Genomic DNA, 23,721 nt, shown 5'->3' on the forward strand with positions numbered 1-23,721 from the left:
GAGATTGTGCCAACCATAGGCGGAAACCGCACGTCGCGCGGACGGTTGTGCTACGCTTGCGCCTGGGTGACGCGGGCGCATGCGCGAGGCTGGCATTCGATGGGGGGCCAGGGGGGGCGGGCGGCTCGCGCGGGGGGTGACATCCCCTCGTAAATCTGGCTGCAATTTTTAGTCCGACCACTCGGGCACACGTCCCGAAACCCCAGCGTTTCCAGGGCTTTAATTTTCTGGACCCTCTTGAAGATCAGCCCACTCCGCCCCCGTTCAGATATACATTAGGTCATACATTAAGTGTGACATCACGAGGGACGTCACGAGTTTCGGAAAGGGGTACCCAGATACGATGATGGGTATATCCCATCACGAGGACGAGGCATCAGGTGAGACGGTGGGACCGAAGGATGACCTGATGATCGTCCCCCGGTCCCACTCCCCGGCCTCCTACCGGTCGGAGCTATATTCCCACAGGCTGTCCCACTCCTCGGGCATGTCGTGCAGATCGTCCACACGGAGCCTCCGGCCACGCCAGAGAGACGCGCCGCCCTCGAGGGCATCGACGAAGCTGTCGATCAGCTCCTCCTGCTCGGCTTGCTTCTGGGCCTTGGCGGCGGATACCTGATCCATACCCATCGAGCGCAGGAAGTGCGCCACGCCGCCGGCCACGCTGTCGAGGCGGTCGTCATGCCGGAGGGAGTTCCGGTCGCGGGTGATGTGGGTGAGCTGGTAGATGAGCGAGTAGTCCCGCTCCTCGGTCTTGACGTCCTCGCGGATGACGGCCTCGTTGACGATCAACCGGTGTGCCGAGAGGACCGGCTCGAGGGTGTCGATGATCCGCGCTTCCTTCTGCCCCTTGGCCCACTCGCTCTCCTTGACGGCACACTTGCCGGGGTAGACGCGTTCGAGGATGGGACTGAAGGCAGCGACCCACATGCCCTGGCCGTAGTTCGGCTCGACCAGCACCTCGCGGACGCGGTACTTCTTCACGTCGAGCGCGATGCGCTGCATGGCTGTCGTGGGGTCGCCGATCTCGGCCTGGTTGTCGATCAGGTAGATCATGCCGTTGAGCTGGCCCAGGATCGACCATGAGGTCTCGTCCTTGCCACGCCCGGCGGGATCGACGAACAGGATCAGCTGGTCGTAGTCGACCCACTCGCTGTCGACGAACAGCGGACGCAGGAGGTGGTCGCCCGAGAACCCGAGGTTCGGGATGTCGTTCACGAGGTTCCGGCGGTTGCTGTCGAGCCCCCACTGGACGGTGCGCGGCGCCTTCGCCACATTCGTCGCAAAGATGATCAGGTCGTGCGTCTTGAGCGGATACCGCTCGGCGTCCGACAGGCTCGTGTCGAGCATCATCTGGAGGGCAAAGTGGCTCGCGCCCTTGGCCTCCGCAGAGATCAGCTCCTCGTGCCCGAAACGGGTGTCGGTGGGGACGCCGTGGGTGATGAGCCCTCGGTCGAACTTGGCGATCAGGTAGGGGGCGAGGATGTCAACCACCGCCCTGCCGGGCGTCTGCATCCGGTAGTTCTTGAGCTTCTCGGCAGATGGGAAGCGCACCGGCAGGCACCAGCAGCGGAAGCCCATTTCGGTGACCAAGACGTTGTAGACGGACTCCTCGGTCTGGGGAGTGCCGAGGAAAATCTGGTCGCCCTTGCCGTGCTCGGTCTTGGTGATCGGGTCGAAGTCCGACCGGACCGTGTTGAGGATCGAGGTGCGGGCCGCCTCGGTCTTGGAGTTCTTCGGGATTTCGATGTCGTCGGCCACGATGAGCGTGGCGCGGCTACCGGTAATCTGGCCGTCGATCCCTCGGGCCTTGACGGAGAACGACTGGGATAGATTGGCCCCGGCCACGTCGAACTCCTCGGCCGTGTCGCGGCGTACGGCGCCATGCTCACGGTCGCCGTCCAGCAGCCACATGACCATCGTCATGGACTGCAGCAGGCCCTTCACCTGGGCCACGAACTCCTTCGCCTTGCCGCCGGTGGCCGAGACCACCAGCACCTTCTCGTCGCGCGGGTTGCGCATGAGGCGCCAGATGACGAACGCGGCGGTGATGTAAGATTTGCCGAGCCCACGGAAGGCCCGGATGATGTCCTCTCGAGGACGGTCGAATAGTGCGAGCGCCTCTTGGGGCGTCAGCACTGTTTTTTCGGCGCTGTCGTATCCGTACTGGAGACGGTGCGCGATCTCGTACTGGGCTTCGGTCGGTCGCGGCAGCCCGAGGTGTTCCCACACCCTCTCGAGGAAGGTGGGGAAACTCTCGTAGCTCTCCCAGTCGTCCTCCGGGCGGAGGAACCAGTGGGGGACTTCGACGTCGGCGCCATCCGGTCCGGTGATCCAGACCGACATGGGCTTAAGCATCTAGCTTGGGGGAGCCTTGTGTGATGTCGGGGCGGCGCCGGTTCAGGAACTGGGCCAGCTTCTCGACCTTCTCCTTGTCGGCTGCGTCCTTCTCGATCTCGTCAGCCCAGTCCTTGACGAACTTGGCGGCGACGGCGAGGAGCGGGGCGCCCGGAGGGAGGACGACTTCGTTACCCTCCTTGTCGAGAGCGGTGACGCCATTGGTGATCTGCGTCTCGAGGCTGTCGAGCAGTGCGTCCTTGAGGGTCTTGACGGTGGCCTTGGTCACTTCGTCAGCACCTTTCGCACGGCGCCCAGCTTGGAATGGCAGTCCGAGTAAGCGTCATGTAGATCGACAATATAGTTTGCGACCTTCTTGGAGTTTGAAGTATCCGCCGGAACTGCGGGATCGTCGCGGCACACGAGCAGCGCCGGTGCAACGGTCGGGCCGGGGCCTCTAGCGGTTGCGCAGCCCGTCAAGAGCAGCGCGGATGTCAGCAGGAACGCTGCCCCCAGGGCTCGCATTGATGGTCTCCTTGATGTGGTTGGTCTTCTCGGCCCGCTGGCGCTCGATCTCGAGCTGCTCACTGAGGGCCTTGGTGTTGCGCTCGGCGATCTGCCGGGCTTCGATCTGGGTCGCGAGGTTCGCCTTGAGGCGGGCGTTCGCGTCCTGCAGTCCGCTGACGTAGAGCCAGCCGCAGGCGAGCAGCACGAGTGCCGCAGCGCCCACGGTGACCCGCCTAACCAGCGGGTTGGTCAGGAGGGAGAGAAGGTTCAGTGGGGTCTCCGAGGATGGTGCCGGTTTTCCACTGCACGAAGCGGCGCCACGCGTAGAGCGAGGCGGTCGTGAAGAAGGCCAGCAGGGTTGGGAGGTCGACGGGGCGGCTCGTGAACAGCGCGACACCCAGCCCGATCACGCACAGCCACATGGCCGTCTTGGTGATCGAGAGGATGCGCTTGCCGGGCTCGAGGAGGTTGAGGAACCGCACTACGGCAAGCAGCCGCTTAGTCACGGCGACGGACTTCGATCAGCTTCGCGACGATCTGGATGACCAGCCAGAGCACACCCAGGATTGGGAGGACAATGGAGGCGATCTCGGAGACCGTCTGGAGGGTGGGGAGCCAGATCGGCGAGGCGACAGCGGCGCCGGCCGTGGCATTGGTCAGGGAGTTCTGCATATCCTTGTTCATGCGCTCTGGCGCATATTTCGCGCCTATGCGGTCTAGCGCATAAGCAGGGCGTGTCTCAGAAAGAGGAGAGCCCCGACAGTGCAGGTGGCGAGCACTGCGGGGACGGCGAGTTCCCAAGCCCCGACCATGGCGAAGCATCGCCCGAGGTCGAGGTTGGAGATTGCCCAGATGGTCCAGTCGCCGGGGTGGTCGTACCAAGTCCGGTCGTGCTGGACGCAGCACTGGTAGAGGTCGATGCCGCGCCAGCTGTTGAGCCAGCCGGTGCAGCCATCGGTCTCGAAGGTCACGGCCAGCCGGTCGTGATGTCGATAGCGTCGAGCGCCTCGGCGTCCCCGGCGGCCATGATGGCCTCGGTCAGCTCGCCCTCGCGGTCGAAGCAGGCCTGGACGTGGGCACGGACTGCCGTGGCGATTGCGACAATGGTGGGCGCGTCGAGCGTCGTGAAGACGCCATCTGCCACTTTCCAGCGGATGGTGTAGCCGGGATCAGCCAGGGCCGTCACGAAGGCGGCGGTGAGGATCGAGGCGGTTTGCCGGTCGGTCTTGATGGGCGTCCCCGCGATGACCGTCCCGCCCTCTTCAAACCCACGCCGCGTTGCGTCAAGAGCGGCCAGCTTTCCCGCTCGGAGGGCGCCGATAGGGGTCGCGGCAAATTCCAGATATTCGTGGGGGAGGCCTTCTCTTTCGCCCAACGTCTCGGAGACGACGTGGTGGCCGTCAGGAACGGGGTCTCGGGTGATCTGGACGAGGCCGAAGGTCGCCAGCACGTCGGCTGGATAGACCGCGCCCGCATTCCGAGGGAGGGCGAACAGCTCGTCGATCTTACCCTGTCGGGGGCGTGGCTGGCCCGCCCAGACCTCCCACTTGTCGGCGTCTTTGAATGCAATCTTTGTCATGATGTCTCAAACAGGTTGGATGGCGACCGTGCGCGTTACGCTTGCCGAACTCGCGGCAAACGAGAACGGCGTGGGGTCGAGGCTCGGCGCCTTCAGCTCGGCCTTGGTCAGGACCGTTCTGGAGCCGTTGTTGCTGGTCGTGCTCGCCTGTCCAGCGTCGGTGAAGCCGTCCGGGACCGCCGTAGGTGCCGGCGAACCTTCCTTGTGGACGATGGCCAACCACAAGGTTGCTTTGCTGCCCCAGGCGGGGCTCAGCTCTGGCGGATTTGGAGAGCCTGTAACTGCACTGCCGGCGACGCTAACCTGCGGCTGGCCTTGGGCGCCGGAGACCCGCGCAGTCAGTACGCTTCCCCCGCGTGGAGTTCCGCTTGCGGACAAGCTGACGGAAGAACCCTCGCTGCCGGTCGCGTACCTGTAGTAGCAGGCGGCGTCTCGCAGTGCCCCGCCGCCGCCCGAAGCGTACAATTGCTGCCACCCCGAGGGGGCACTGGAAGTTCGCACAGTGGCGGCCTCTACCAATGTGGTGACGAGCAGCAGGAGGTCGCCAGCAACTATGCCGCTGGGAAGCGGCACAGAGGTTGTCGCGGCCATGGAACCGACATAGCTGGCTACACCCTCCAAGATCGGGAACGCCTCAGCACCGGCCCCGCTTGCCTCCTCCTCGAAGTATCCGGGGAAGCTCATACGGCGGTCTCCGCCACCGAATACACCCGCACCTTACCGTTTCGCACGGTTCCGGCGACCTTGTAGATGGCGAACACTGACGAGGGGACGCCGCCCACTTCCGCGAAGTCGAAGTACGTCGTGCTCCAGGAGTGGTTGTGGTTGCCGGTGAACACGATGATGAGGGGCAGACCATCCTTCAGGTTCTGGGCCGAGATGGTCCGCGCGGAAGCCGTGGTGACCGTGAAGCGGCACCCGTTGTTGTGGTTGACGGTGATGGTGGTTCCGTCCGCCAACGTGGCCCATGCCATTGCGGCCTGTGCCGTCGCAGCGTCCACCAGCTTGGCAGCCGTGCCTGCCCGAAGCCCTGCGGTATCCGCAATCGTTGCTGCGGCGAGCTTGGCGTAGGTTACGGCGCCGTCCGCGATACGCGCCGCGCTCACCCAGCCGTTCGCGGTGATTGCCGCAAGGGCCGAGGCGATCTCGGATAAAGTGTCGAACGAGGCCGAGACGCCGTTGCGCAAAGCGTCAAAGGCGGTATCGACGTAGCTGGTGGTCGCCTTGGCATCCAGAGCGGTCTGGAGGCCCGAGATCGTGGCGATAGCCTGAGTGCCCGTGTGGTTGGAGCGGGCCTTGAGGTTGGCATCACTGTCGTTTGCCGTCGCGCCTGCCGCAATGCCTGCCAGCTTGGTGCGCTCGGCCGAGGTCATAACCTTATGGGTTGCGGTCTCGGCAATCTGGTCAGCGGCATAGTCTCCCGACTGGGGCGACACGACGCCACCCCGGCCATTGAAGGACGAAACACCGCCGCCGGCCGCAGCCATAGCCTCATTGGCACTCTGGGCCGCCGCCGCAGCGTGGTCGAACGCATTGCTCTCGGAGGTCGCCGCCGCAGTGGCAGAAGCTGCAGCTGCCGTGGCGCTGCCCACAGCCTCGCCTGCCTTCGTGGTGGCCGTGGTGGCTGACCCAGCGGCAGCCGTGGCGCTGCTCGCCGCTTGGCCGGCCTTGGTCGTCGCCGTGGTGGCGTGTCCCGAGGCTTCGCTGGCCTTGGTTGTTGCAGTCGACGCGTGACCCTGAGCGGCCGTTGCGTGACCCTGAGCGGTAATCGCCGAGCCGGCCGCAGCCGTCGCCGAGGTGGCGGCCTCGCCAGCCTTGGTCGACGCGGTAGTCGCCGAGTTGGCCGCAGCCGTCGCCGAGGTGGACGCTTCGCCGGCCTTGGTCGACGCCGTGGAGGCAGACCCGGCAGCCGCCGTCGCTGCGCCGGCCGCAGCAGTTGCAGAGCCCTGCACGGTCGAGAGGTAGCCCGAGGCAGCCGTGGCGGAGGAGGCAGCCTCGCCGGCCTTGGTGGCCGCCGTCTGGGCCGAGGTGACGATCTCAGCGGCCTTGGCGGTCGCCGTGCTGGCCGAGCCTGCCGCTGCCGTAGCAGAGCCAGCAGCGTCGGTCGCCCTGTTGCCCGCGACGACGGCAGAGGCCGCAGCCGCAGCAGCCGAGGCGGCAGCGTTGATCGCGGACTGTAGCGCTTCGGCGGCCTTGGCGATTGCCTGCGCCACCGGGGAAGCCAGCGCGGTCAGCACCCAGTTCTTAGTGGTCGCGTCCTGATTGCCGATAGGGTCGGCGAGGTTCACGATCCGCTTGTTGGCAGCGGTGAACTGGCCGGTTGCCGGGTCGTCGCCCACGCCAGCGTTCGCTTGGTCGTTGGCCTCCTGCGCGAGGTAGAAGCCCTGCAGGCTGTCGGTGTCGAGGTCGTCTTCGTTCAGGCTCGAGGGCGAGACGTAGTCGACCAGTCGTGAGTTCGGGGAGGTCAGGCGCTTGACGAGCACCACCGCGCCCGCTCCGGGTGCCGTCGTGATGCGAATGTGGGAGGGGTCGATCCACGTCCAGGCCGTCGTGAGGGCGCCGTTGACGTAGACCTGAATGTGGCTTCGGTCGAGATAGGGGAAGTCGACCGGGAAATCCTTGGTGGCCCCATCACCGAGGTAATAGGACCGGGAGAGGTAGGCCATAGGCTCCTTGCTCTGGTGGGTGGAGAGCGGGAGCCGAAGCCCCCGCCCTATTCGTCTTTCAGCCCGGTCAGTCGACCGAGCAGGTTTGCCTGCATCTTGTAGGGCATGAGTGCCATGACCTTGCGCATGACATCCGGGTCCGGCTCGTCGGAGAACATCCCCGCCACAGCCGATCCCGCCTTCTGCACGTCCGAGCCGAGGGCGAAGTTGATGCCCAGCAGGCTCTCCGCCCACCCGTTGCGGGCGTAGCGAGACCCGCCGCCGAACCCGGTGATGCCGGAGGTCAGCTTGAGGGTGCTGTCGATGTACGGGCTCATGTAGCCAAGCATGCCGGTGCGGTCGACCAGCTCGTAGACCGTGTTGCCGATCTTCTCGCTGGTGAAGCGCTCGGACGGGTCGCGGCCATTGATCAGGTCCTTGGCCACCATCACCGCCATGCCCGAGCCCAGCAGCATCCCGAGGGCCGTGATGGCTCTCTTGTCCTGGAAGTGCGTAAGCCTCTGGGCCAGCGGGTAGCCGACCTGATTGGCGAACGTGAAGGTGAACGTCTGGAATGCCAGCAGGAACCGGGCGAGCGGCTTCGACATCAGACGTGGGGTGTCCCCAACGTCAGGCGTCGTGATCGCACGGTTCATGTCGCGCAGCAGAGCAAGCTCCACGTCACGCGCGGCTTCCGCCCCGTCGCCACCTTCCCACCGCTCGAGGTGGGGGTCGAACCGCCCGTTGGGCAGGGTCTCGCCATGCTTCTCGAGGAAGCCCGCGATGCGGGTCGCCTCCTTCCGGCCGATGCCGAGAGACGCAAGGTCAGCCATTTCGAGAGCGGTTAGTTCGCCCTTCTGGCCGGCCGGGATCAGAGCCCGACGCGTCAGGGTGTTGAGGTTGTCCATCATGGCCAGCCCCGCGATGACCTTCCAGCCACCGTTCCAGATGCCTAGGCCGCCGATGCGGTGACCGATCTCGGTCCCGATCTCGAGCCCCTTGTCGACAGCGCCGGTGATCTTCTTGGCCGCCCCGATGCCGATCCCGTAGCCGCGAAGGCCACCGGTGGTGACATCCTCGACGCCAAACCGGGCAGCCGAGGCGTGGGCGCCGGACAGCTCAACGGCGGCGATCAGGGACTTGAAGTGGGTCGGATCGTCCGCCTGCGACTGCCGCATGATCTCGGCCGCCTGCTTGCCGTACTTCGCCAGCAGGGCCGCAGGGTTGCCGTGCCGAAGCGCGACAGCCGCCACGTCGGTCATCGACGAGACGGTGAAGCCGGAGTTGTAGCGGAGGAGGTTCAGCTTGGTGAACTTCTCCATGCCCCAGTTCATCCAGCCCGTGGACGTCCCGTCGTCGACGAAGTTGCCGCCCTTGTGCCGGGCGCGGGCCTCCTCGATATTGGCGAGGGTGACCTTCTGCTCCTGATTGAGGGCGTTCTTCTCGGCCTGATCCTTGGCCGCCGCGATGCGCTCGCTGTAGTCGTACTCGATGGTCTTGCGGACATCTTCCCAGCTGCTGAACCTCTGGCCCTTGCCGATGCCGAGAGCTTCGTCGAACGACAGGTCAGAGGCCAGCTGGTCGTACTGCATGCGCAGGATCAGCGAGAGGTCGTCACGCAGCCAGCCCTGCTGGATCGCCTCGGCCCGCTGGTCGCGGGTGAGAGACAGGACGCGCTCCTTGATCCGGCCGCTCTCGCGGTCAGAGATTTCGAGCGCCCTCTCCATGATGCCGTGCGGGGCAACGCCCCGGCGGGCAATGTTGTCGTAGACCTCGTCGATCACCTCGCTGAGCGGGGTCTTGCGCTTCGCAGCGCGGAGTTCCCGCACGGCGGCCTTGGCGGTCTTTGCGGTGATGCCCCGTGTCTCCTTGGCGGAGCGCAGGGCGAGCGTGAGGTTCTGACGTGCCTTGGTGACCCCCTCGTGCAGGGCATCAGCCTTGCGGTACGCCTCATCAAGCTGCTGAGCGATCTGCTCCAGTTCGAGGGCTTCTCGCTCCAGCTGACGCAGCCCTACGGCCGCCTCGCGGGCTTTACCCTGCTGCCGGGCAGTCTCAACGCGGACGTTGTCGATGTCCTGCCGCGCCGTAGCGTCGGCACGGGCGAGCTTCTCGGGCGCCTCTGCGGCGGCTTTCTCGGCCCGGACATAGTCACCAGCGTCGAGGACGCGGGGATTGCCGGAGGCGTCGACCGGGGTGGCCGGGTCCGTCAGCAAGTCCTCGATGGTCGCGTCCAGCTTCTGCTGGGTGACCTCGACCTTCGTGGCCCGCTGCATCTGGGTCCGCTCGAAGGCGGTCTGGATGCCGGCCTCAGTGCGAGCGGTGCGGTCGGCCGTCGTCATCTTGGCAGCCGTGCTGGCCTCGATGAATGCCCGGACGTCCTTCTCCCACAGGGCCTTCTTGGTCCTGTTGGCCTCGACACGGGCATGCAGCGCGTCCCGGCGCTTCCGCGCTTCGGACAGGGTGATGTCCATCTCGTCGCGGCGGGCGATGCGTAGGTTCCGCATGGTGTCCATGAGGTCGAGCTTGGCGGTCTTGTCCGCCTGGAGCGCGGCACGGACCTGATGCTCGGCCTGCTCGATCCGCCACACGACGCCATCGCCGGCCCAGTCCTCGCGGATGGCCTGCTTGGCCGCATCGTCCAGGGCGTCGAACTCGGCGAGCCCCATGTGGTGGTTGGCGATCAGCCACTCCTGCTCCGGCCGGGCGGCCAGTATCTTGTGCAGGAATGCCTTGGTGCCCGCCTCGTTCTGCACGACGGCGTCCCGGTTCCATAGCTGGGCATGACCATAGTCACGGCCGAGGGGAACCGGCTTGCGGGCCTCGTTGGCGTAGAGCTTGGCGATATGGTCGCGCTTGGCGCGGAGCGCTTCGACAGCCTTGACGTCGGTCTTGTCGGCCACCTTCACCGCCTCGCGGGCGGCTACCAGCTGGGCCTTGAGATCGGCGGTGACCATGGGGTCCTGCAACTTGCCCCACTTCTGGAGCCGGGCAGTCCACACATCGTTGAGCGCATGGACGCGCTCCGACAGCTCCTTGGCCTTCGCGTCGAGCTTGGCGAAGTGCTCGCCGTACTTGGCTTCCAGCTTCTTGACCTTGGGGTCGTCGAGCGTCGAGTAGAGGTGCCGCTGGGTCAGCAGGTAGAGGTCCGACTGGCTGATCCCCTTCACCGCCTTGCCGATCTCCATCTTGAGTTCGCGGGTCGTCGTCTCAAACCGGTTCGCCAGCCGCTCGAACTCGGACGAGTAGAGGGACTTGAGGGCGGTCGCCGTGCGGGCGTTCCCGACGAACTTGAGATTGCTCTCGAGGATGATCCCGGCAGGGTCGAAGATGCGGGCGCCGACCGACCGGGCGACCGGGGAGGCAGCGCGGAGCACCTGCCCCTTGATGGTCGCGGAGTTGAACAGGTCGCCGGCCTTGCGGACCAGGCGACCTACCGGCCCCGTGGGCTCGCTGCGGGCAATCGTGACGCTTGTCTCGTCGAGGGCCTTGGCGCCCGCCGAGGCGCCGAGCATGCGGTCGTGGACCCGCTCCAGCGCGTCCGCATCGTTGATGAGGTCGGCGATCTCCTCGCCGGACAGTTCGTCCCGCGCCCCGTGGGACGTGGTGGTGATCTCGCCGTCGCGCCGCAGGTTCTCCCGCTTGAAAACGAGGTCGGGGTTCTTGGGGTTGAGCGCAGAGCGCGGATGCAAGGCGCCCGCGAAGATGCCCAGCCCGCCCCCCACGGCAGCACCGATGCCGATGTTCATCAGGCTCTCCTCGAGCGTCCGGGAACGCTGGGTGGACTGGAGGATGCCTTCGGAGACGGTGGTCTGCAGGGCGGTGTTGAACGCCAGCAGTCCCGCTCGGCCGACCATGCCGGCTTTGGATGCCACCCCGATCAACGGGATGTAGGTCGTGGGGTCGGCAAGTGCGCCGAAGATGTCGCCGATGAAGGCACCCACGACGTCCCCCTCCATTTTGCCGAGCAGGTCCTGCTCGTAGAGGATGTCGTCGACCACAGCTTTCAGCTGCCGGTCGGAGCGCACACCGTCGAAGTCGCCATCGCTGATGGCCCCCTTGATCTTGCCGAGGGTCTCGGTGTCGTATTGGTCCTTGAGGGCGGCGTAGGGATTGTAGCCCGCCACCTCCTCGCCCTTGCGGGCATCGTCGCCATCGGTCAGCTCATGCCAGATCGAGGCCAGAATGTTGCCCCGCTGGAAGGCAGCGGTCACCGCCTCCCCGAATGCGTGGGGATTGTCCTCATGCGGGACGGACCGGATGACAGCGCGGTGAAGCTCACTCAGAGCTGCGCCCTCGAAGCCGAGGTTTGAAGCGGTGTCCTCGGGCAGAGGGTCATATGCGACCGTCATCCGGTCCTCCGTGGTTGGTTGTGGTTAGTAGAAGCGGTTGGTGTCGGCGTCGTAGCGCGACCCCGTGGGGTTGTCGGAGTTGGCTCGAGCCCGGTCCGCTGCCGCCTGATTGGCCATGTCGTAGGACTGAGCGGAGCTGTAGCCCTGAGACCGGTACTGATCGACGACGGTCATCGAGCGGCTTGTTCCGCCACCCGAGCCGACAGACGCCGATCCGCCGTGGTAGGACGACCCGCCACCCCCGGAGGAGTTGACGGCCGGCCGCGCAGCGGAAGGCACCGGTAGGCCCATCGCACCGTTCCCGGTGGTCGCCGCAGCTGCCGGCCTTCCGGCGAGCGGGGAGCCCTTGGCAGCGGCCCCCATGATGACGGGAGGCACTTCGACCTCAGGACGCTTCTTGCCGTCGATCCCGAAATAGTCATCGAGCATCTGGGCCGCCGGCAGGTTCGGAAATGCAGCCGCTGCGCCTTTCGGCGTGTTGGCGCTTGCCGTAACTGAGCCGACCGGCATGCGGAGGCCTTGAGGGGGCGGCTGGATCGGCTTGACGTCCGTGGCGCCGACCTTGGCCGGACCGAGGATTTCCCGCTCCACCCTCGCGGCGAGCGCCGGGGCGCCCTGAGCGTTGGCCATCACGCTGGGCGGCTTGGCCAGTGGGAACGGTGTGTCCCCGGTTGCCTTGGCGCGGGCGGCGAGCTTGTCGTCGACCGATGCCGGGAAGGGAATCGCGGCGGCCCTTCCGGGGGCCGAGCCGACAACAGCCAGTGCCGTGCCCACAGCGGGCATCGAGCCCGGCGGGACGAGGCCGCGCATAACGGCGTCGGGTGACAGGGCGTATTGGGTCGGGGCCGTCTTGCTGGTCAGGGTGGCCCGCATTTTCGGGTCTTCCCCACCGTAGAACCAGAACCGGCCTTCGCCCTGGCCGAGCGGCGTTGAGCCGGGCACAGAGCCTCCGATCAGGTCGAGGTGGAGGGACTGCGTCGAGCCGTTCGTCGGCAGGCCGACCGACCCGATGTTCCGGGCGATCCAGTCCTGCGCCAGCGGCTGCATCTGCGCCGCATTCAGGCGGTTGCCGGCAGGGTCATGGATGTAGATGTCGGCCGCCGTCATGGTGTCATGACGTCGCGAACCGGTCCTGCCCGTCGATCCGTCCTGCCCGCCACTGATAACCGACACGCGGTAGTCCGCGCCGTAGACCGCCGTTACCGAGGCCCTGATCTGGGCTTCGAGATTCGGGTCGACGGTCAGGCTGCGCGTGGCCGATTTGTTGTCGTAGGTCAGGGCGGCGAGGTTGTCGGTCGGGATGTCCACCTTGAGCGCCCCGGACCCATTGGGCACGAAGTTCATCTGGGTGTTGGTCGGGGTGACCTCGCGGCCGGCGACCGTCACTCTCCCGTCCCTCACCGCGACCGCGTTGTAGTAGTCGGCGAACTTGGGCATCAGCTTGGCCGCGTCGGCCGTGCCGTTGAACATCGAGGTCTCGATGTACCGGCGCTGCTTGATCGCCTCGACCTGGGAATGGTTCGGGTTGAAGGTTTGGGTGAGCAGCGCAGCGGTGATCGCCGCGTTGTCGCCGGACCGCAGAACGGGGGCGAGGTCGGACAGGCGCTTGGGGGCGTTGTAGGCGACCGACACGAGGGCCAGTCGCTGGTTCTGGGTGACCGCAGTGCCGCCCAGCGCCCGGTCGACAACCTTCTCGTAGTAGAGGATGTCGTTGTCGAATAGGTGCTTTGCCTGCGCGGTCGTGATCGTGGACTTGCCGCTGTAGACGGCGTCGAACGACACGGTGTTGCCGAACGCCCGGCTCCACACGTCGCGAGCGCCTTCCTTGTCCATGTAGAAGCCGAGGCCGACAGAGCGGCCCCCGGCGTCGGGATAGGACTTCGTGCTGATGCTTTCGAGGGACGCGATCATGGCGAACCGGGAGGCGGTATAGGTCTCGGTGGATGAGCCGTACCGGTCGAACGCGCGGGTGCCGAACTGGGCCGATGCGCTGTCCATCTGGGCCATCGCCTCGCCGGCAATGTCGTGGAAACTTTCCGCCACGCGGACAGGCTTGGTGATGCCTGCCGACATCGGGATGAGGCCCTCGGCCTTCAAGGTGGCGGTCAGGCTGGACTGAAAGGACGAGAGCAAGTCGGCGCTCGTCATAGCCTTCAAGGCCAAGGGGTTCTCCTATTGGTTATTGGGTGTAGACGGGGTCGATGATGCCCATCGGGAGGCCGACCGGAGCGGGAGGCTGCGGAGGCTCAACTGGAGCCGGCGTGGACTGGAAGGCAGCTTCCTGCTCGTCCAGCGTCTTGCCGGCCTGATCGCCGAAGTTCGGGCGGTAGCCCATCTGCCAGACGACGCCGGCAGGGGTGTCGACGCGGACCCATCCGAATCCTTCGGGGAGGTCAAACAGCTTGCTCATTTCGGCCGCGTTGGCGGGGATCGTGACCGCCTGCGACGGGGTGTTGGGCGCGAGGCGGACGCTACCGACCACCCCCATGGCGGCAACTGCCATCGGCGCGACCGTCGAGTCCTTCGACTGCAGGGTCACGGTGTCGCCAGCGGCGAAGGTGAGAGGCATCGCATCCGGCCCGCGCACGTCGAACATGCCCCGAGCCTTCATGTCCGGGTTCATCGGCTCATTGAGGTAGATGTGGTCGGGATTGCCCCCGGGCAGCAGTGCGGGGAAGGCCCTGCGCAAGCCTTGCTTTGCCTGCTCGAACACCGCAATGGTGTCGACAGGGCGGCCGGTGACCGGGTTGATGACCTCGCGCCCCATGCGGATGCGCGTGTCGAACTGGCCGTCGTCATTGACGTACTGGCTGTTCCGTGCGGCGTTGGGTGTCAGCCGGGTCTTCCCGTTCGCGACGGGCAGGAGGTCATAATTCGAGACCACCTGATCGACCGCAGAGCGGACGCCCGCCTCCCAGCCGAGGCCGGAAGCCTCGAACTCGATGGCCTTGAGCCGCGCGCGTTCCAGCACCGTGCTCGTGAGGTCGAGGGGCAGTATCACCTCTGCCTGAAACCAACCGCCAGTGCCGAGCCGGTCATTCAGCTGTGCCTTGACGACGTCGTTCACCCTTGTGTCGGCCGCCTTGGCGTCGGGCTCCTTGGTGATCTTCTGCCACGTCACGTCCCAGTCCTTGACCTTGTCGCGAGCCTCGTTGACCCGCGCCAGGATCGCGTCCAGCGGCTCATGGGGAGAAGCGGCCTGGATCGTGTAGGCGTGGTCGTAGAGGTTCTTGGCGGCGGACGAGAGGTAGGCCGACGCAGCTTCCTTGCCGGTGGTGGCCGACAGGATGTTCAGCGTCTCGATGGCTCGGGCCTGCATTTCGGGGCTGCGGGTGTCGAGGATCGCGGCGGTGAGGACCGCACTGGCCTCCTCAGGCACCAGCCCGCCCATCCCGTTGAGGATTTGAGCAGCCTGCTTGGGCTCGGCGTCGAGGATCGTCGCTAGGCCCATCTGCTCGAGCATCTTGGGGAAGCCCTTGCGGACATCGGAGGGGTCGACCGATCGGTCGCCGCCGATCCACGACATCGTGGACGCTGCGAGGTCTAGGTCCTTGGCGACATACCCGAGTGCTGTGTCGATCTGGTCGAGCAGCGTATTGATCCGGCCGGGGTTGCCGAACTGCTGGCGGTGCTTGAGCGCGTCGACCGTTACCGACTTGAGGTCTTCGGCAGACTTGGCCTCACGGATGCGATCCTGCAGAGACGTGAAGCTCTCCAGCTCGGCCGCAGAGTTGATCTCGTTGTAGGCCGCGACTGCGCTCGTCTGGAATGACGCGTAGGCGTCGGGGAAGGACTGCGCGAAGGACCTGCCGTTCACGCCGGTGCCCTCCTGAGAGAGCATCTTGGCCACCGCGAGCATCTTTTCGGGGTGGTTGTTGGCCGCCACGAGCAGCGCATTGACCACTCGAGTGGGCGCCTCGGCCGCGTTGAGCGGATCGAGCGTCCTGGCCTTGTTGAAGTAGTCGGTCAGCTTCTCGGGCGTGATCGAGCCAGAGGCCACGTCGGCCTCAACCAGCTGGCCAAGGGCTTCGATGCCCCGGTCGGTCTGGTACTTGATCGCCGCCTTCATGTGCTCGGGCAGCAGGCCGTCCGTGCGGTCGAAGAAGCTGGCGATCAGCTGCCCCTCGTAGTCGGGATCGTCCGAGCCCATGAGGTTCTCGAGCGCCCACTGCTGGCGGGCGGCGGCGAGGTCACCCGTGGGGTTCCCGGGCAGCCACTCGCTCATGTACCATTCGGTGAAGTCCTGAGCGGCGTCGAAGCCGTCGCGCTGTGCCCGGACCGAGCGGAAGGCGGAATAGTAGTCGTCGTCCCCGACGAGATCGGGGTCCATTTCCTTGCCAGCCAGAGCATCCCCTAGGGCCTGCTGCTTCTGGGCTTTGTTCTGCTGCTCGATCTCGGCGAGCTTGCCGCGCTGATAGCCCTCCTGCACGGAGGCCAGGGCGTTTACCCCGGCCCCCATGAAGCGGGAGATCGAGTCGTTCAGGGCATAGAGGGCATCGCTCTCGGTGTCTCGGTACTGGTGAACCTCTTGGCCCACCAGCTGCGAACGTTCCGTGGGCACACCGGACTGAGCCAGTTTGCCCGCGAATTGCGTCCGGGCAACGCGGACTGACTTACCGGTGTCTGCCATTTACCATCCTCGGTTGTTTTGCGCAGCGCTGAGCTGCGTGTTCTGGTTGTAGAAATTGCCGGCGATCTGCAGCCCGGACCCGGCAAAGCCGAGCCATGCCGAGGTGGTCGCGGCGGAGGCCTGATTGGCGGCGATGTTGACGCTCTCGATGAAGCCGTTCTTGGCCGACCGCTTGGACGCCTCGCCAGCCGCGATGTTGGACAGCCGGTTCCGCTCCATGCGGGCGACGTCTGCACCGTCGAGGTAGGCGATGTTGCGGATCATCTGCGACATGGTCGTGCCGGAGACGCCGCGCTCCATGCCCGACATCCGGGCACCGGCGAGGTCCGTATTGGCCTGCCGGATGCGGTCGGACTTCTGCTCGTTGGCAATGCGATTGACTTCGAGCTGCTGCCGAGCGACCTCGAGGAACACCTCGGCGGTCTGCTTTTGCGCGGTATCCTTTTGAGCCCGCTCGGCCTTCTTGGCGTTGTTCGCCTGAGTTAGCGCACCGATCCCACCGATGACCAGCTGGCCAGCGGCGAGACCCATGCTGATGGGGTCACCCATTATCCTTGCCTGCTGATCTCGTTGAAGAAGCCGGTCCACGCCGCAGAGACGATGGAGAACGGCATGAACTTGTCGGACCCGATGCGGATCACCACGGTCTCGGCATGCGACTTCACGGGGAACGCGAAGCTGCCTCCGAGGATGGAGAACTTCTGCACTTGGTTGTCGCTCGAGCCGAGGACGCGACCGTTGTAGACGGAGCGTTTGGTCGGGCGGCCCTGAGGCGTCACGTCGACCGTGAAGTAGCCCGTGTCGGTGTAGCGGACCGACATGCGGCGCAGCTGCAGCCGGCCGTTGATGATGGCCGTGTTGTTGTCGTTGCGGAGGAACTGCTTGGACAGCTCGACGAAGGCGTCGAAGTTCTCGCCGATCATCACCGGATAGGCCGACCAGTCGCCGGTCGCATAGACCGTCGTGCCGGTGACGGTCAGGGGAATGGAGAGCATCCCCTTGTTGTTCGGGAACAGCTTCGAGGTGATGGCCACCGGGTCGGTGGCGTTGAAGCCCAGCTCCCACGTCGTCCGGTTGTTGAACGCGGAGTAGACGCCGGTCACGAACTGGTGGTTGTCGATCCGGGGCACCCACTCGTAGTCGGAGTAGATGTCCTCGACGCTCGGCAGCTCAAGGAGCCAGACGGCACCCTTCCACTCGGCGAGCAGGATGATGACGCCGTCGAGCATCTGGATGGACCGGATGACGTGCCCGGCAAAGCGGTGCCGGGACCAGGACGACTGCACCCTGTCCGTGCCCTGATAGTAGAACTTGTGGACGAACAGGTCGCTGGCTGCGGCCGAGCTGCGGGCAATCACCACGCCCCGGATGGGGTCGCCGATGATCTCTCGCACGGGCGCCGGAATGAACCCTTCGACGTGCTTGGTGACGTCGTTGGCCGTCTCCGACACCGTGGCCTCGTCATAGACGTAGCTCAGGATGGTCGCGACGTTGCCCACCTCCGCCGGGAAGTAGAGTTCGTCACCCACGCTGACGGGGCGGCAGACGGTCGAGGCCGAGTAGGTGGTCGCAAGGTCGATCGAGGCGAGGCTCGGGGTGAGCAGGGCGCCGCCGATCTCGAATTGGGCGTTGTCGCCCATGACGAACGTCGAGCGCCGGAACGGGACCGCAAAGAAGAACCGCGAGACCGACGTGGTGGTGTTGGTCAATCCGAACGGATCGGTGTCGAGCAGCTCGGTCGCGCCCTCGGGCCAGAAGTTGAAGTAGTCGCCGGCCGCCGAGAAGAACACCGTCTCGCCGGCCACGAGGCCGAGGCGATTGCGGATGAACACGAGGTCCATCACGCGCTGCCCCACGAAGTCGGGAGCAGGACTGTCCTCCTCGCCGCCCGAGGGCCGGGCGTCCCACGTCAGGGTCGCGAGGGTGAACGTGCCGTCTTCGTTGCGCGTCAGGGCGCGGGGCATGGTGTTGGCGTCGAAGGTCGTCCGGGTGCCCGGGGTCAGACCCTGCGCCCAGATGCCCTCTCCGGCCGTGCCGTCATTGGCGGTGAACTTGATCCAGTAGCCATTGCCCACCGTGTTCTTCACGTTGAGCATCATGCCGTGCAGGGCGCGGGCCGGGGCCTTCGAGGGATCGGAGACCGTGTCCTTGTAGGAGAGCAGCGCGGTGTCACCTCGGGGGGCGTCGGTCGACACGGTGAAGGCCGTGTTGTCGTCGCGCTTGATGAACACGAAGGAGCCCGAGCTGGTGACCGTCCAGCCGGAACCGAGCGCCGTGACGAGCTTGGCCTTGAGGCCCTCGGCAATGGTCAGGGTGGTGTCGCCCGTTGTGCTGTCAGCGCCGGTCGTGCCCCCTGCGATGGCCGCCTTGTAGGTCGCCGTCTTGGTGCTGCCCTGAGTGATCTTGACGATGTAGCTCGACGCCGCCGTCACCTCGGGCACAGCGGCCACGTAAAGGACCAGCATCGAGGGCGCACCGGGGGCCACAGCTGACCCCATCGTGACCACGTCGGTCCGCTTGACGATGAACGTGTAGTCCAGCGCCGAGAGCAGGATGAAGTCGTCGGGGTTGGCGTTGAGCCACGCGAGGTTCGGGGCGTCCGCGTTGACGACGCGCTCGTCGTAGTTCTCGTCGTAGACCCGCAGGCTGCCCTGCGAGAGCACCACGCGGTAGCGCTCGTCGACGTCACGGTTGATAATGTGGAGTTTGCGGGTGCTGCCAGCCGACAGGCCGGTCAGCTTCTTCTTGATCCGGGTGCCGTAGCGCTTCGAGAAGCCGCCGGTCTCGACCGAGAAGATCACGTTCTCGCCGTCCTCGACCTGCCCGGGGAACCGGACGGAGTGGGGCTGACGCGAGACGCCATTGAAAATCTGAGGGATTTGACCCTCGACGAGGCGGCCCATTACATCCTTGCGAGTGGGTTGTTCCGCCCCGTGACGATGCGCATGTAGGCGCTGTCGGTGAGGACATTGCTGTCCTCCTGCTCGGCCTCGTAGTCCTGCAGCATCGCGAGCGCCTCCTTCTCCTGCCGGACAGTGAAGCTGTCGAGGGCAACGGAGCCCATGGAGCTTTCCTGGAAGACGCGGGCGGACTTGGCGGCGATGTAGTTCTGCAGCGGGAACGGCAGACCGTCGATGTCGAAGTAGTAGACGACTTCGGTCAGGACGGGGGCGGTGAAGATGAAGCTCTGGTCTTTGATCGCGAACAGCTTGTCGATGCCGTCCGTGTCATTCCGAACTGTCACGGCGAGGCGCTTGTCGCGGCCCACGGTGTCGACCTTGATGACGTTCGGGGGGATTTTGATGACGCCGTCCAGATCGGGCGACAGGGTCTTGACGACCGTGTTCACCACCCAGCCGGGCTCTAGGACTTCCTTGGTGATCCGGTCGATCACGCGGGAGGCGTCTTCGGCGTCGGGAACGCCGGACTTGTGGGAATTGACGGGGCTCTCACCGATGGCATCGAGGCACCGGTTGATCGCGTCGAGGCGGTAGGTTGCCATTGGAAAGGGTCCAATCGAAAAAACAGACCGAACCCCGAAGGGTCCGGCCTGCTGTGGTTTGGGGATTAGGCGGTCTTGAACTCGACCGCCGTCTCGTGGCGCAGGGCGCCGTTGCCGGTCAGGCTCGAGGCGACCATGAAGTTCTCCTGACGGCGAACGTCACGGGTGTTCTCGAGGGTGACCTGACGCATCTTGACCGAGGCCACGGCCATCGGGGTCCAGAGGACGCCAGTGGTCTTGGAGAAGTCGGCCCGGTACTTCGAGTAGACCGTGTTCAGGGCGCTCTCGTCGGCGGTCGGCAGGTTGCGCGTCTTGATGACGGTCACGCCGTCGATCTGCAGCGTTTCATCACGGCCGGCGAGGCCCTGGCCCTGCGAGCCGATCAGCTGGCGGTCGAGCACGAGGTAGCGACCATTGCTGTCGGTCGCGTACTTGATCGCGTCGAACACATCCCAGTTCACCGCAAGGTAGCGCTGCTCGGTCTCGGGCACGTCCTTGTTGAACAGGGCGCGGTTGGCGGCCTTGATGCCGTCGATCCAGGCCTTGCCGTCGATCACGCCGGAGTTGGTGAGGGCCGCGTCGGTGATCACGTTGCCGCCGGGGAACGGACCATCCGCCTGCTTGCGGGCAGCGAGGACGATCTGGCGGGCGACGTTCTTGTCGTTGATCCGGGCGAGTGCCTGACCGAGTTCCTTGGCGAACTGCGAGCGCACGTCGAAGTGCGACAGCATGTCGTCGAGGTCGTAGATCGCGGTGTGCGACACGAGCAGCTCGTCGGGCGTGATGGTGATCTCGCCGGTCTCGATCTCGTTGCCGAGCAGTTCCTTACCGGCGGTGTGGTATTCACCGCTGGCCTTCCAGATTTTCGGGAAGCGAGCGGAGCGGGCGCCGCCACCGAGGGTGCGGCTCTGGACCTTGTCAGCGAACTGCAGGGCCATGTCGTAAGCAGTCAGGACTTCACCGCCGAAGATGTCGAGGGCGAGCGTCCGCATGTCGTTCAGGGAGGTGCCAGAGGCCTGACCCTGGAGGAAACGGCTGGGTGCCGAGTCAGTCATAGATAGTCGATCCCTTGTTGGGCTTTTGGTTTTTTTGGGCGGATGTTTCGGCTCGGGATCGTTCCGCCAGTGTTGTCCGCCGTAGCGGGCACTGGGTACTTGAGGGTCACCAAGGGATGTCTTGCGTGTCGCCGGATTAGCCGTCCGGTCTTACTTGCAGGCTCACACCTTTTCCTCTGGCGGCTAGACCGGAGGGGTAGAGGGACTGCTCGGGGTGCGCGTCATTGAGAGGCGTGAGCAGTCAAAGAGAGCCCCGGCTACGACCCGTGAGGGGAGCCAGGGGCACAGCTGCCGGAGGGAGGGACAGCAGCTGATGGGAATGGGATGGCGGGGGTGGCGGGGTTCAAACCCGCAGCCTTCGGTTTTCGGAGACCGATGCTCGTTCAGCATAAAGAAGGGCAGCGTCTGCCGTCTTCGCCGTGGCGCTCAAGGTCAAGGGATTGGCGAGAGTGATCGACGAATGAGCGGCCTATCGGAAGAAAATAGAGCCGGCCCACACTTGTCGCCTCGTGATCGCGCACCCAAATCAACGTTGTGTCCGGGCCCCTCTGGCACCGTCCCAAAAGTCGGTGCGATGTCGGTTCACAGTCAGGAGGGCTTGGCTGTAGGACCGGTATTCGCCGGTTCCCGGTTCTCCTGCATCGAGAGGAGAATCTGCGGATGGCCAAGTACACTGATGTCGATGGCGCAATGTTCTCAAAGCGGCCGATCAGCCGGAACGACTCTGAACGGCTTGATGTCGAGGCCGGTGATGACCCGCATTTGAGTGTCCACATCTCCTTCATGGAGGCGGCGGTCGCAGCGGGCATGATCATCGCCCATGCCGATGGGAACGCGTCCATCTCCGAACACCGGCGAATAATCAACCTCTTCAAGCAGCACCCGGTGCTGAGGTCGTTTGCAGTCGATGATGTGGCACGCGAGATGGAAACGCATGTGATCGCTTTCGCCGCTGACGAGGCCACAGCAGACCAGAATGCGGAACGCCGGATCGCCGACGCTAACCTAACGGCCGCTCAATTCGACGCGTTGCTTGGCATGTGTCGATCCGTACTAGAAGCAGACGGCGTCTCCAACCCCAAGGAGGTCGCTGCGCTCGTACGAATATCCACCATGAGGGCGGTCTGAAGGCGACATACACGCGGGCGAGCTATCACATTAGATTTGCGTTTGCCCCATAATCCCTGCCAAGTGTTGGAGCGCGGTACTCTACACGCGCTCCACAAACTGCTGATCGAGGACCCGGGAAGATGGTTGCGATTGAAATCCTGATTGGCCTGATCTTGCTGGCTCTGGGTGGCGACCTGTTGGTAAGGGGCGCCGTGACAGTGGCGCAGCACCTGAGGGTTTCGCCACTGTTGATTGGCCTCACGCTGGTCGGTTTCGGCACCTCTACCCCAGAGCTTGTCACCAGTCTGGAAGCAGCGCTCAGGGGCGCTCCGGGGATCGCAGTTGGCAATGTCGTAGGATCCAACATCGCAAATATCCTGCTGATCCTTGGACTTTCCGCTGCTGTGCTGCCCCTCGCCGTTGATCCGAAGGCCTTTAGGCGCGACGGTCTGGTGCTTTTTATTGCAGCCTTGGCGGCAGCCGCAGTGATACTCTTCGGCCGGATCGATCGGCTTTCAGGGCTGCTCCTCGTCACCGCGCTCATTGTCTACGTGGTGTTCACATTTCTCTCGGAGCGTCGGCAGCCTGCACCAGCGGGCAACGTCCACACGCTTGACGAGGCGTCCGCGCCACGCATCGGTCTGATGCTTGCTATTGGGCTCACTATTATTGGTTTGGTATTGACCATATTCGGCGCCCGCCTTCTTGTCTCCGGCGCAGTTGCCCTTGCATCTCTCGCAGGCGTTAGCGAGACTATTATTGGCCTGACGATTGTCGCAGTTGGGACGTCTTTGCCCGAACTGATTACGTCTATCGCGGCTGCGTTGCGAAGGCAGGCCGACGTTGCATTTGGGAACATCGTCGGGTCAAATATCTATAACATATTCGGCATCTTGGGGGTGTCGGCGATCGTCACCCCGATCGATGTGCCCGCGGAAATAGCCGGCTTCGATCTTTGGGTTCTGCTTGGGGTGACCGCTGTACTAGTGGTCTTTGCAACGACGGGTCGTCGCGTTTCACGCTGGGAAGGGGCCATCATGCTGACAGCTTACGTCGCGTATGTATCGGCCTTGATAGCCCGCAGCTGAAGAAAAGGGCGGGGGCCTAAGCCCCCACCGTGAGTTAGCGACGTCGATACGCCGCGTACTGGACCTTCGTCTGGACTTCGCGTCTGTACGTTTCGCCCACCGGGTCCATTTGGAAATAGCGCGGGTCCCGCATGGCGGCATGCATTTCGCCCTCGGTCTGGAAACCGACAGTCGACCCGCCGCCCACATTGGGGACCGTTGCGTTGAGGTTGGGCTCGCGGCTGGCCGGATTGGCAGCAGCCTTGAGCGACTTGAGGGTGTCGAGGGCGACCTTCCAGTTCGGCCCTGAGAGCATCTGGTTGTAGGCGGCCTTCTGGTCGTCCGGCAGGTTCGCACCCGCCCACTTCATCAGGTCGGTCGCCGCCTGCTCGCCACCGGCGTAGCTGTAGGCGTCCTGCAGTGCCGCTTCGTTGGCGCGGCGCTGGCCGGCGACGATCCCTTCGACCACCTCACGGGCAAAGCCGATCTTCTCGAGGGCCGCATAGTCGGCGTCGTCGATGTCGCCACCGCTGGCGATCTTCTGGCCAAGGGCGTTGATGTCCAGCCCAGCAGCGGCCACGGCGTTCTGCACTTCGGCATTCGCCTCGGGGGTCGCAGCAGCGGCATTGGGGTCCGGGGTCTCGACGGCAGGCGTCTTGCCCTTCTCGAGTTCCGTGTAGGACTTGAGCAGCTCGTCGGTGCGGACGACGCCCTTCTCGGCATCCCAAAATTTCTCCGGGACGTTCTCGGGGCGGGCCGGCTTCTCGACATCTGCCGGGGCCGGAGGGGTCGCCTCGGCATTGCCGAACGCGGCGAGGAGGCTGGTGTCCGCGACGGAGTTGCTGTCGCGGAACTTCGACGCCATGGCGGCATCGTATTCGGGGGAGCCGGGAACCGGGGCTTGCGCCTCGGCTCCGGTATTGGTGTCAGTCATGGGTTC

At 65.1% G+C, this 23,721-nt stretch carries 19 protein-coding genes; 2 read left to right on the forward strand and 17 right to left on the reverse strand.

Annotated features, from left to right (window positions below; all coding sequences use genetic code 11):
- Positions 1-441 precede the first annotated feature (441 nt).
- The 16 genes from terL to BT183_RS03075 form a co-directional block, all read right to left on the reverse strand.
- Positions 442-2,346, reverse strand: a complete 1,905-nt coding sequence (terL, locus tag BT183_RS02995) for a phage terminase large subunit (protein WP_072338906.1) — start codon at positions 2,344-2,346, stop codon at positions 442-444.
- A gap of 4 nt (positions 2,347-2,350) precedes the next feature.
- On the reverse strand, positions 2,351-2,626 hold the full coding sequence (locus tag BT183_RS03000; protein WP_072338907.1) for a hypothetical protein: 276 nt from the start codon (positions 2,624-2,626) through the stop codon (positions 2,351-2,353).
- Positions 2,627-2,794: 168 nt separating this feature from the next.
- Entirely contained in the window at positions 2,795-3,067 is a 273-nt protein-coding gene (locus BT183_RS03005) for a hypothetical protein (RefSeq protein ID WP_072338908.1), read from the reverse strand.
- Between the two features lie 10 nt (positions 3,068-3,077).
- On the reverse strand, positions 3,078-3,350 hold the full coding sequence (locus tag BT183_RS03010; RefSeq protein WP_072338909.1) for a hypothetical protein: 273 nt from the start codon (positions 3,348-3,350) through the stop codon (positions 3,078-3,080).
- Positions 3,343-3,528, reverse strand: a complete 186-nt coding sequence (locus BT183_RS03015; RefSeq protein WP_072338910.1) for a hypothetical protein — start codon at positions 3,526-3,528, stop codon at positions 3,343-3,345. Before BT183_RS03015 ends, BT183_RS03010 begins: the two co-directional genes overlap by 8 nt.
- A gap of 32 nt (positions 3,529-3,560) precedes the next feature.
- Positions 3,561-3,815: a hypothetical protein gene (locus tag BT183_RS03020; protein ID WP_072338911.1), complete on the reverse strand. Its 255-nt coding sequence runs from the start codon at positions 3,813-3,815 to the stop codon at positions 3,561-3,563.
- Positions 3,812-4,423 carry a DUF4376 domain-containing protein gene (locus BT183_RS03025; RefSeq protein ID WP_072338912.1) on the reverse strand — a complete coding sequence of 204 codons (612 nt, stop codon included), beginning with the start codon at positions 4,421-4,423 and terminating at the stop codon, positions 3,812-3,814. The genes BT183_RS03020 and BT183_RS03025 overlap by 4 nt, the downstream gene beginning before the upstream one ends.
- Before the next feature lie 6 nt (positions 4,424-4,429).
- Positions 4,430-5,107 (reverse strand): Gfo/Idh/MocA family oxidoreductase, encoded by a 678-nt coding sequence (locus BT183_RS03030; protein ID WP_072338913.1) that lies wholly within the window; start codon positions 5,105-5,107, stop codon positions 4,430-4,432.
- On the reverse strand, positions 5,104-7,089 hold the full coding sequence (locus BT183_RS20195) for a phage tail fiber domain-containing protein (RefSeq protein ID WP_084603211.1): 1,986 nt from the start codon (positions 7,087-7,089) through the stop codon (positions 5,104-5,106). The genes BT183_RS03030 and BT183_RS20195 overlap by 4 nt, the downstream gene beginning before the upstream one ends.
- Before the next feature lie 47 nt (positions 7,090-7,136).
- Positions 7,137-11,417 (reverse strand): hypothetical protein, encoded by a 4,281-nt coding sequence (locus tag BT183_RS03045; RefSeq protein WP_072338914.1) that lies wholly within the window; start codon positions 11,415-11,417, stop codon positions 7,137-7,139.
- Between the two features lie 24 nt (positions 11,418-11,441).
- Entirely contained in the window at positions 11,442-13,580 is a 2,139-nt protein-coding gene (locus BT183_RS03050) for a glycoside hydrolase family protein (protein WP_143145638.1), read from the reverse strand.
- A gap of 16 nt (positions 13,581-13,596) precedes the next feature.
- Positions 13,597-16,047 carry a hypothetical protein gene (locus BT183_RS03055; RefSeq protein WP_143145639.1) on the reverse strand — a complete coding sequence of 817 codons (2,451 nt, stop codon included), beginning with the start codon at positions 16,045-16,047 and terminating at the stop codon, positions 13,597-13,599.
- Entirely contained in the window at positions 16,048-16,635 is a 588-nt protein-coding gene (locus BT183_RS03060; protein ID WP_143145640.1) for a virion core protein, T7 gp14 family, read from the reverse strand.
- Positions 16,596-18,950: a phage nozzle protein gene (locus BT183_RS03065; protein WP_072338918.1), complete on the reverse strand. Its 2,355-nt coding sequence runs from the start codon at positions 18,948-18,950 to the stop codon at positions 16,596-16,598. The genes BT183_RS03060 and BT183_RS03065 overlap by 40 nt, the downstream gene beginning before the upstream one ends.
- Complete coding sequence (locus tag BT183_RS03070; protein ID WP_072338919.1) at positions 18,950-19,549, reverse strand: hypothetical protein; 600 nt, start codon at positions 19,547-19,549, stop codon at positions 18,950-18,952. The genes BT183_RS03065 and BT183_RS03070 overlap by 1 nt, the downstream gene beginning before the upstream one ends.
- A 65-nt stretch (positions 19,550-19,614) precedes the next feature.
- A complete protein-coding gene (locus tag BT183_RS03075) occupies positions 19,615-20,604 on the reverse strand; it encodes a phage capsid protein (protein ID WP_072338920.1) in 990 nt (329 codons plus the stop codon).
- Positions 20,605-21,264: 660 nt separating this feature from the next.
- Here BT183_RS03075 and BT183_RS03080 point away from each other — a divergent pair.
- Both BT183_RS03080 and BT183_RS03085 read left to right on the forward strand, forming a co-directional pair.
- Positions 21,265-21,732 (forward strand): tellurite resistance TerB family protein, encoded by a 468-nt coding sequence (locus BT183_RS03080; protein WP_072338922.1) that lies wholly within the window; start codon positions 21,265-21,267, stop codon positions 21,730-21,732.
- Positions 21,733-21,854: 122 nt separating this feature from the next.
- Positions 21,855-22,802, forward strand: a complete 948-nt coding sequence (locus BT183_RS03085) for a calcium/sodium antiporter (RefSeq protein WP_072338924.1) — start codon at positions 21,855-21,857, stop codon at positions 22,800-22,802.
- Between the two features lie 34 nt (positions 22,803-22,836).
- On the opposite strand, the gene BT183_RS20405 is transcribed toward BT183_RS03085, so the two are convergent.
- Positions 22,837-23,715 (reverse strand): capsid assembly protein, encoded by an 879-nt coding sequence (locus BT183_RS20405; protein ID WP_072338926.1) that lies wholly within the window; start codon positions 23,713-23,715, stop codon positions 22,837-22,839.
- Between the last annotated feature and the right edge of the window lie 6 nt (positions 23,716-23,721).

Source organism: Devosia enhydra (assembly GCF_900119845.1).
GTDB lineage: Bacteria > Pseudomonadota > Alphaproteobacteria > Rhizobiales > Devosiaceae > FPKU01.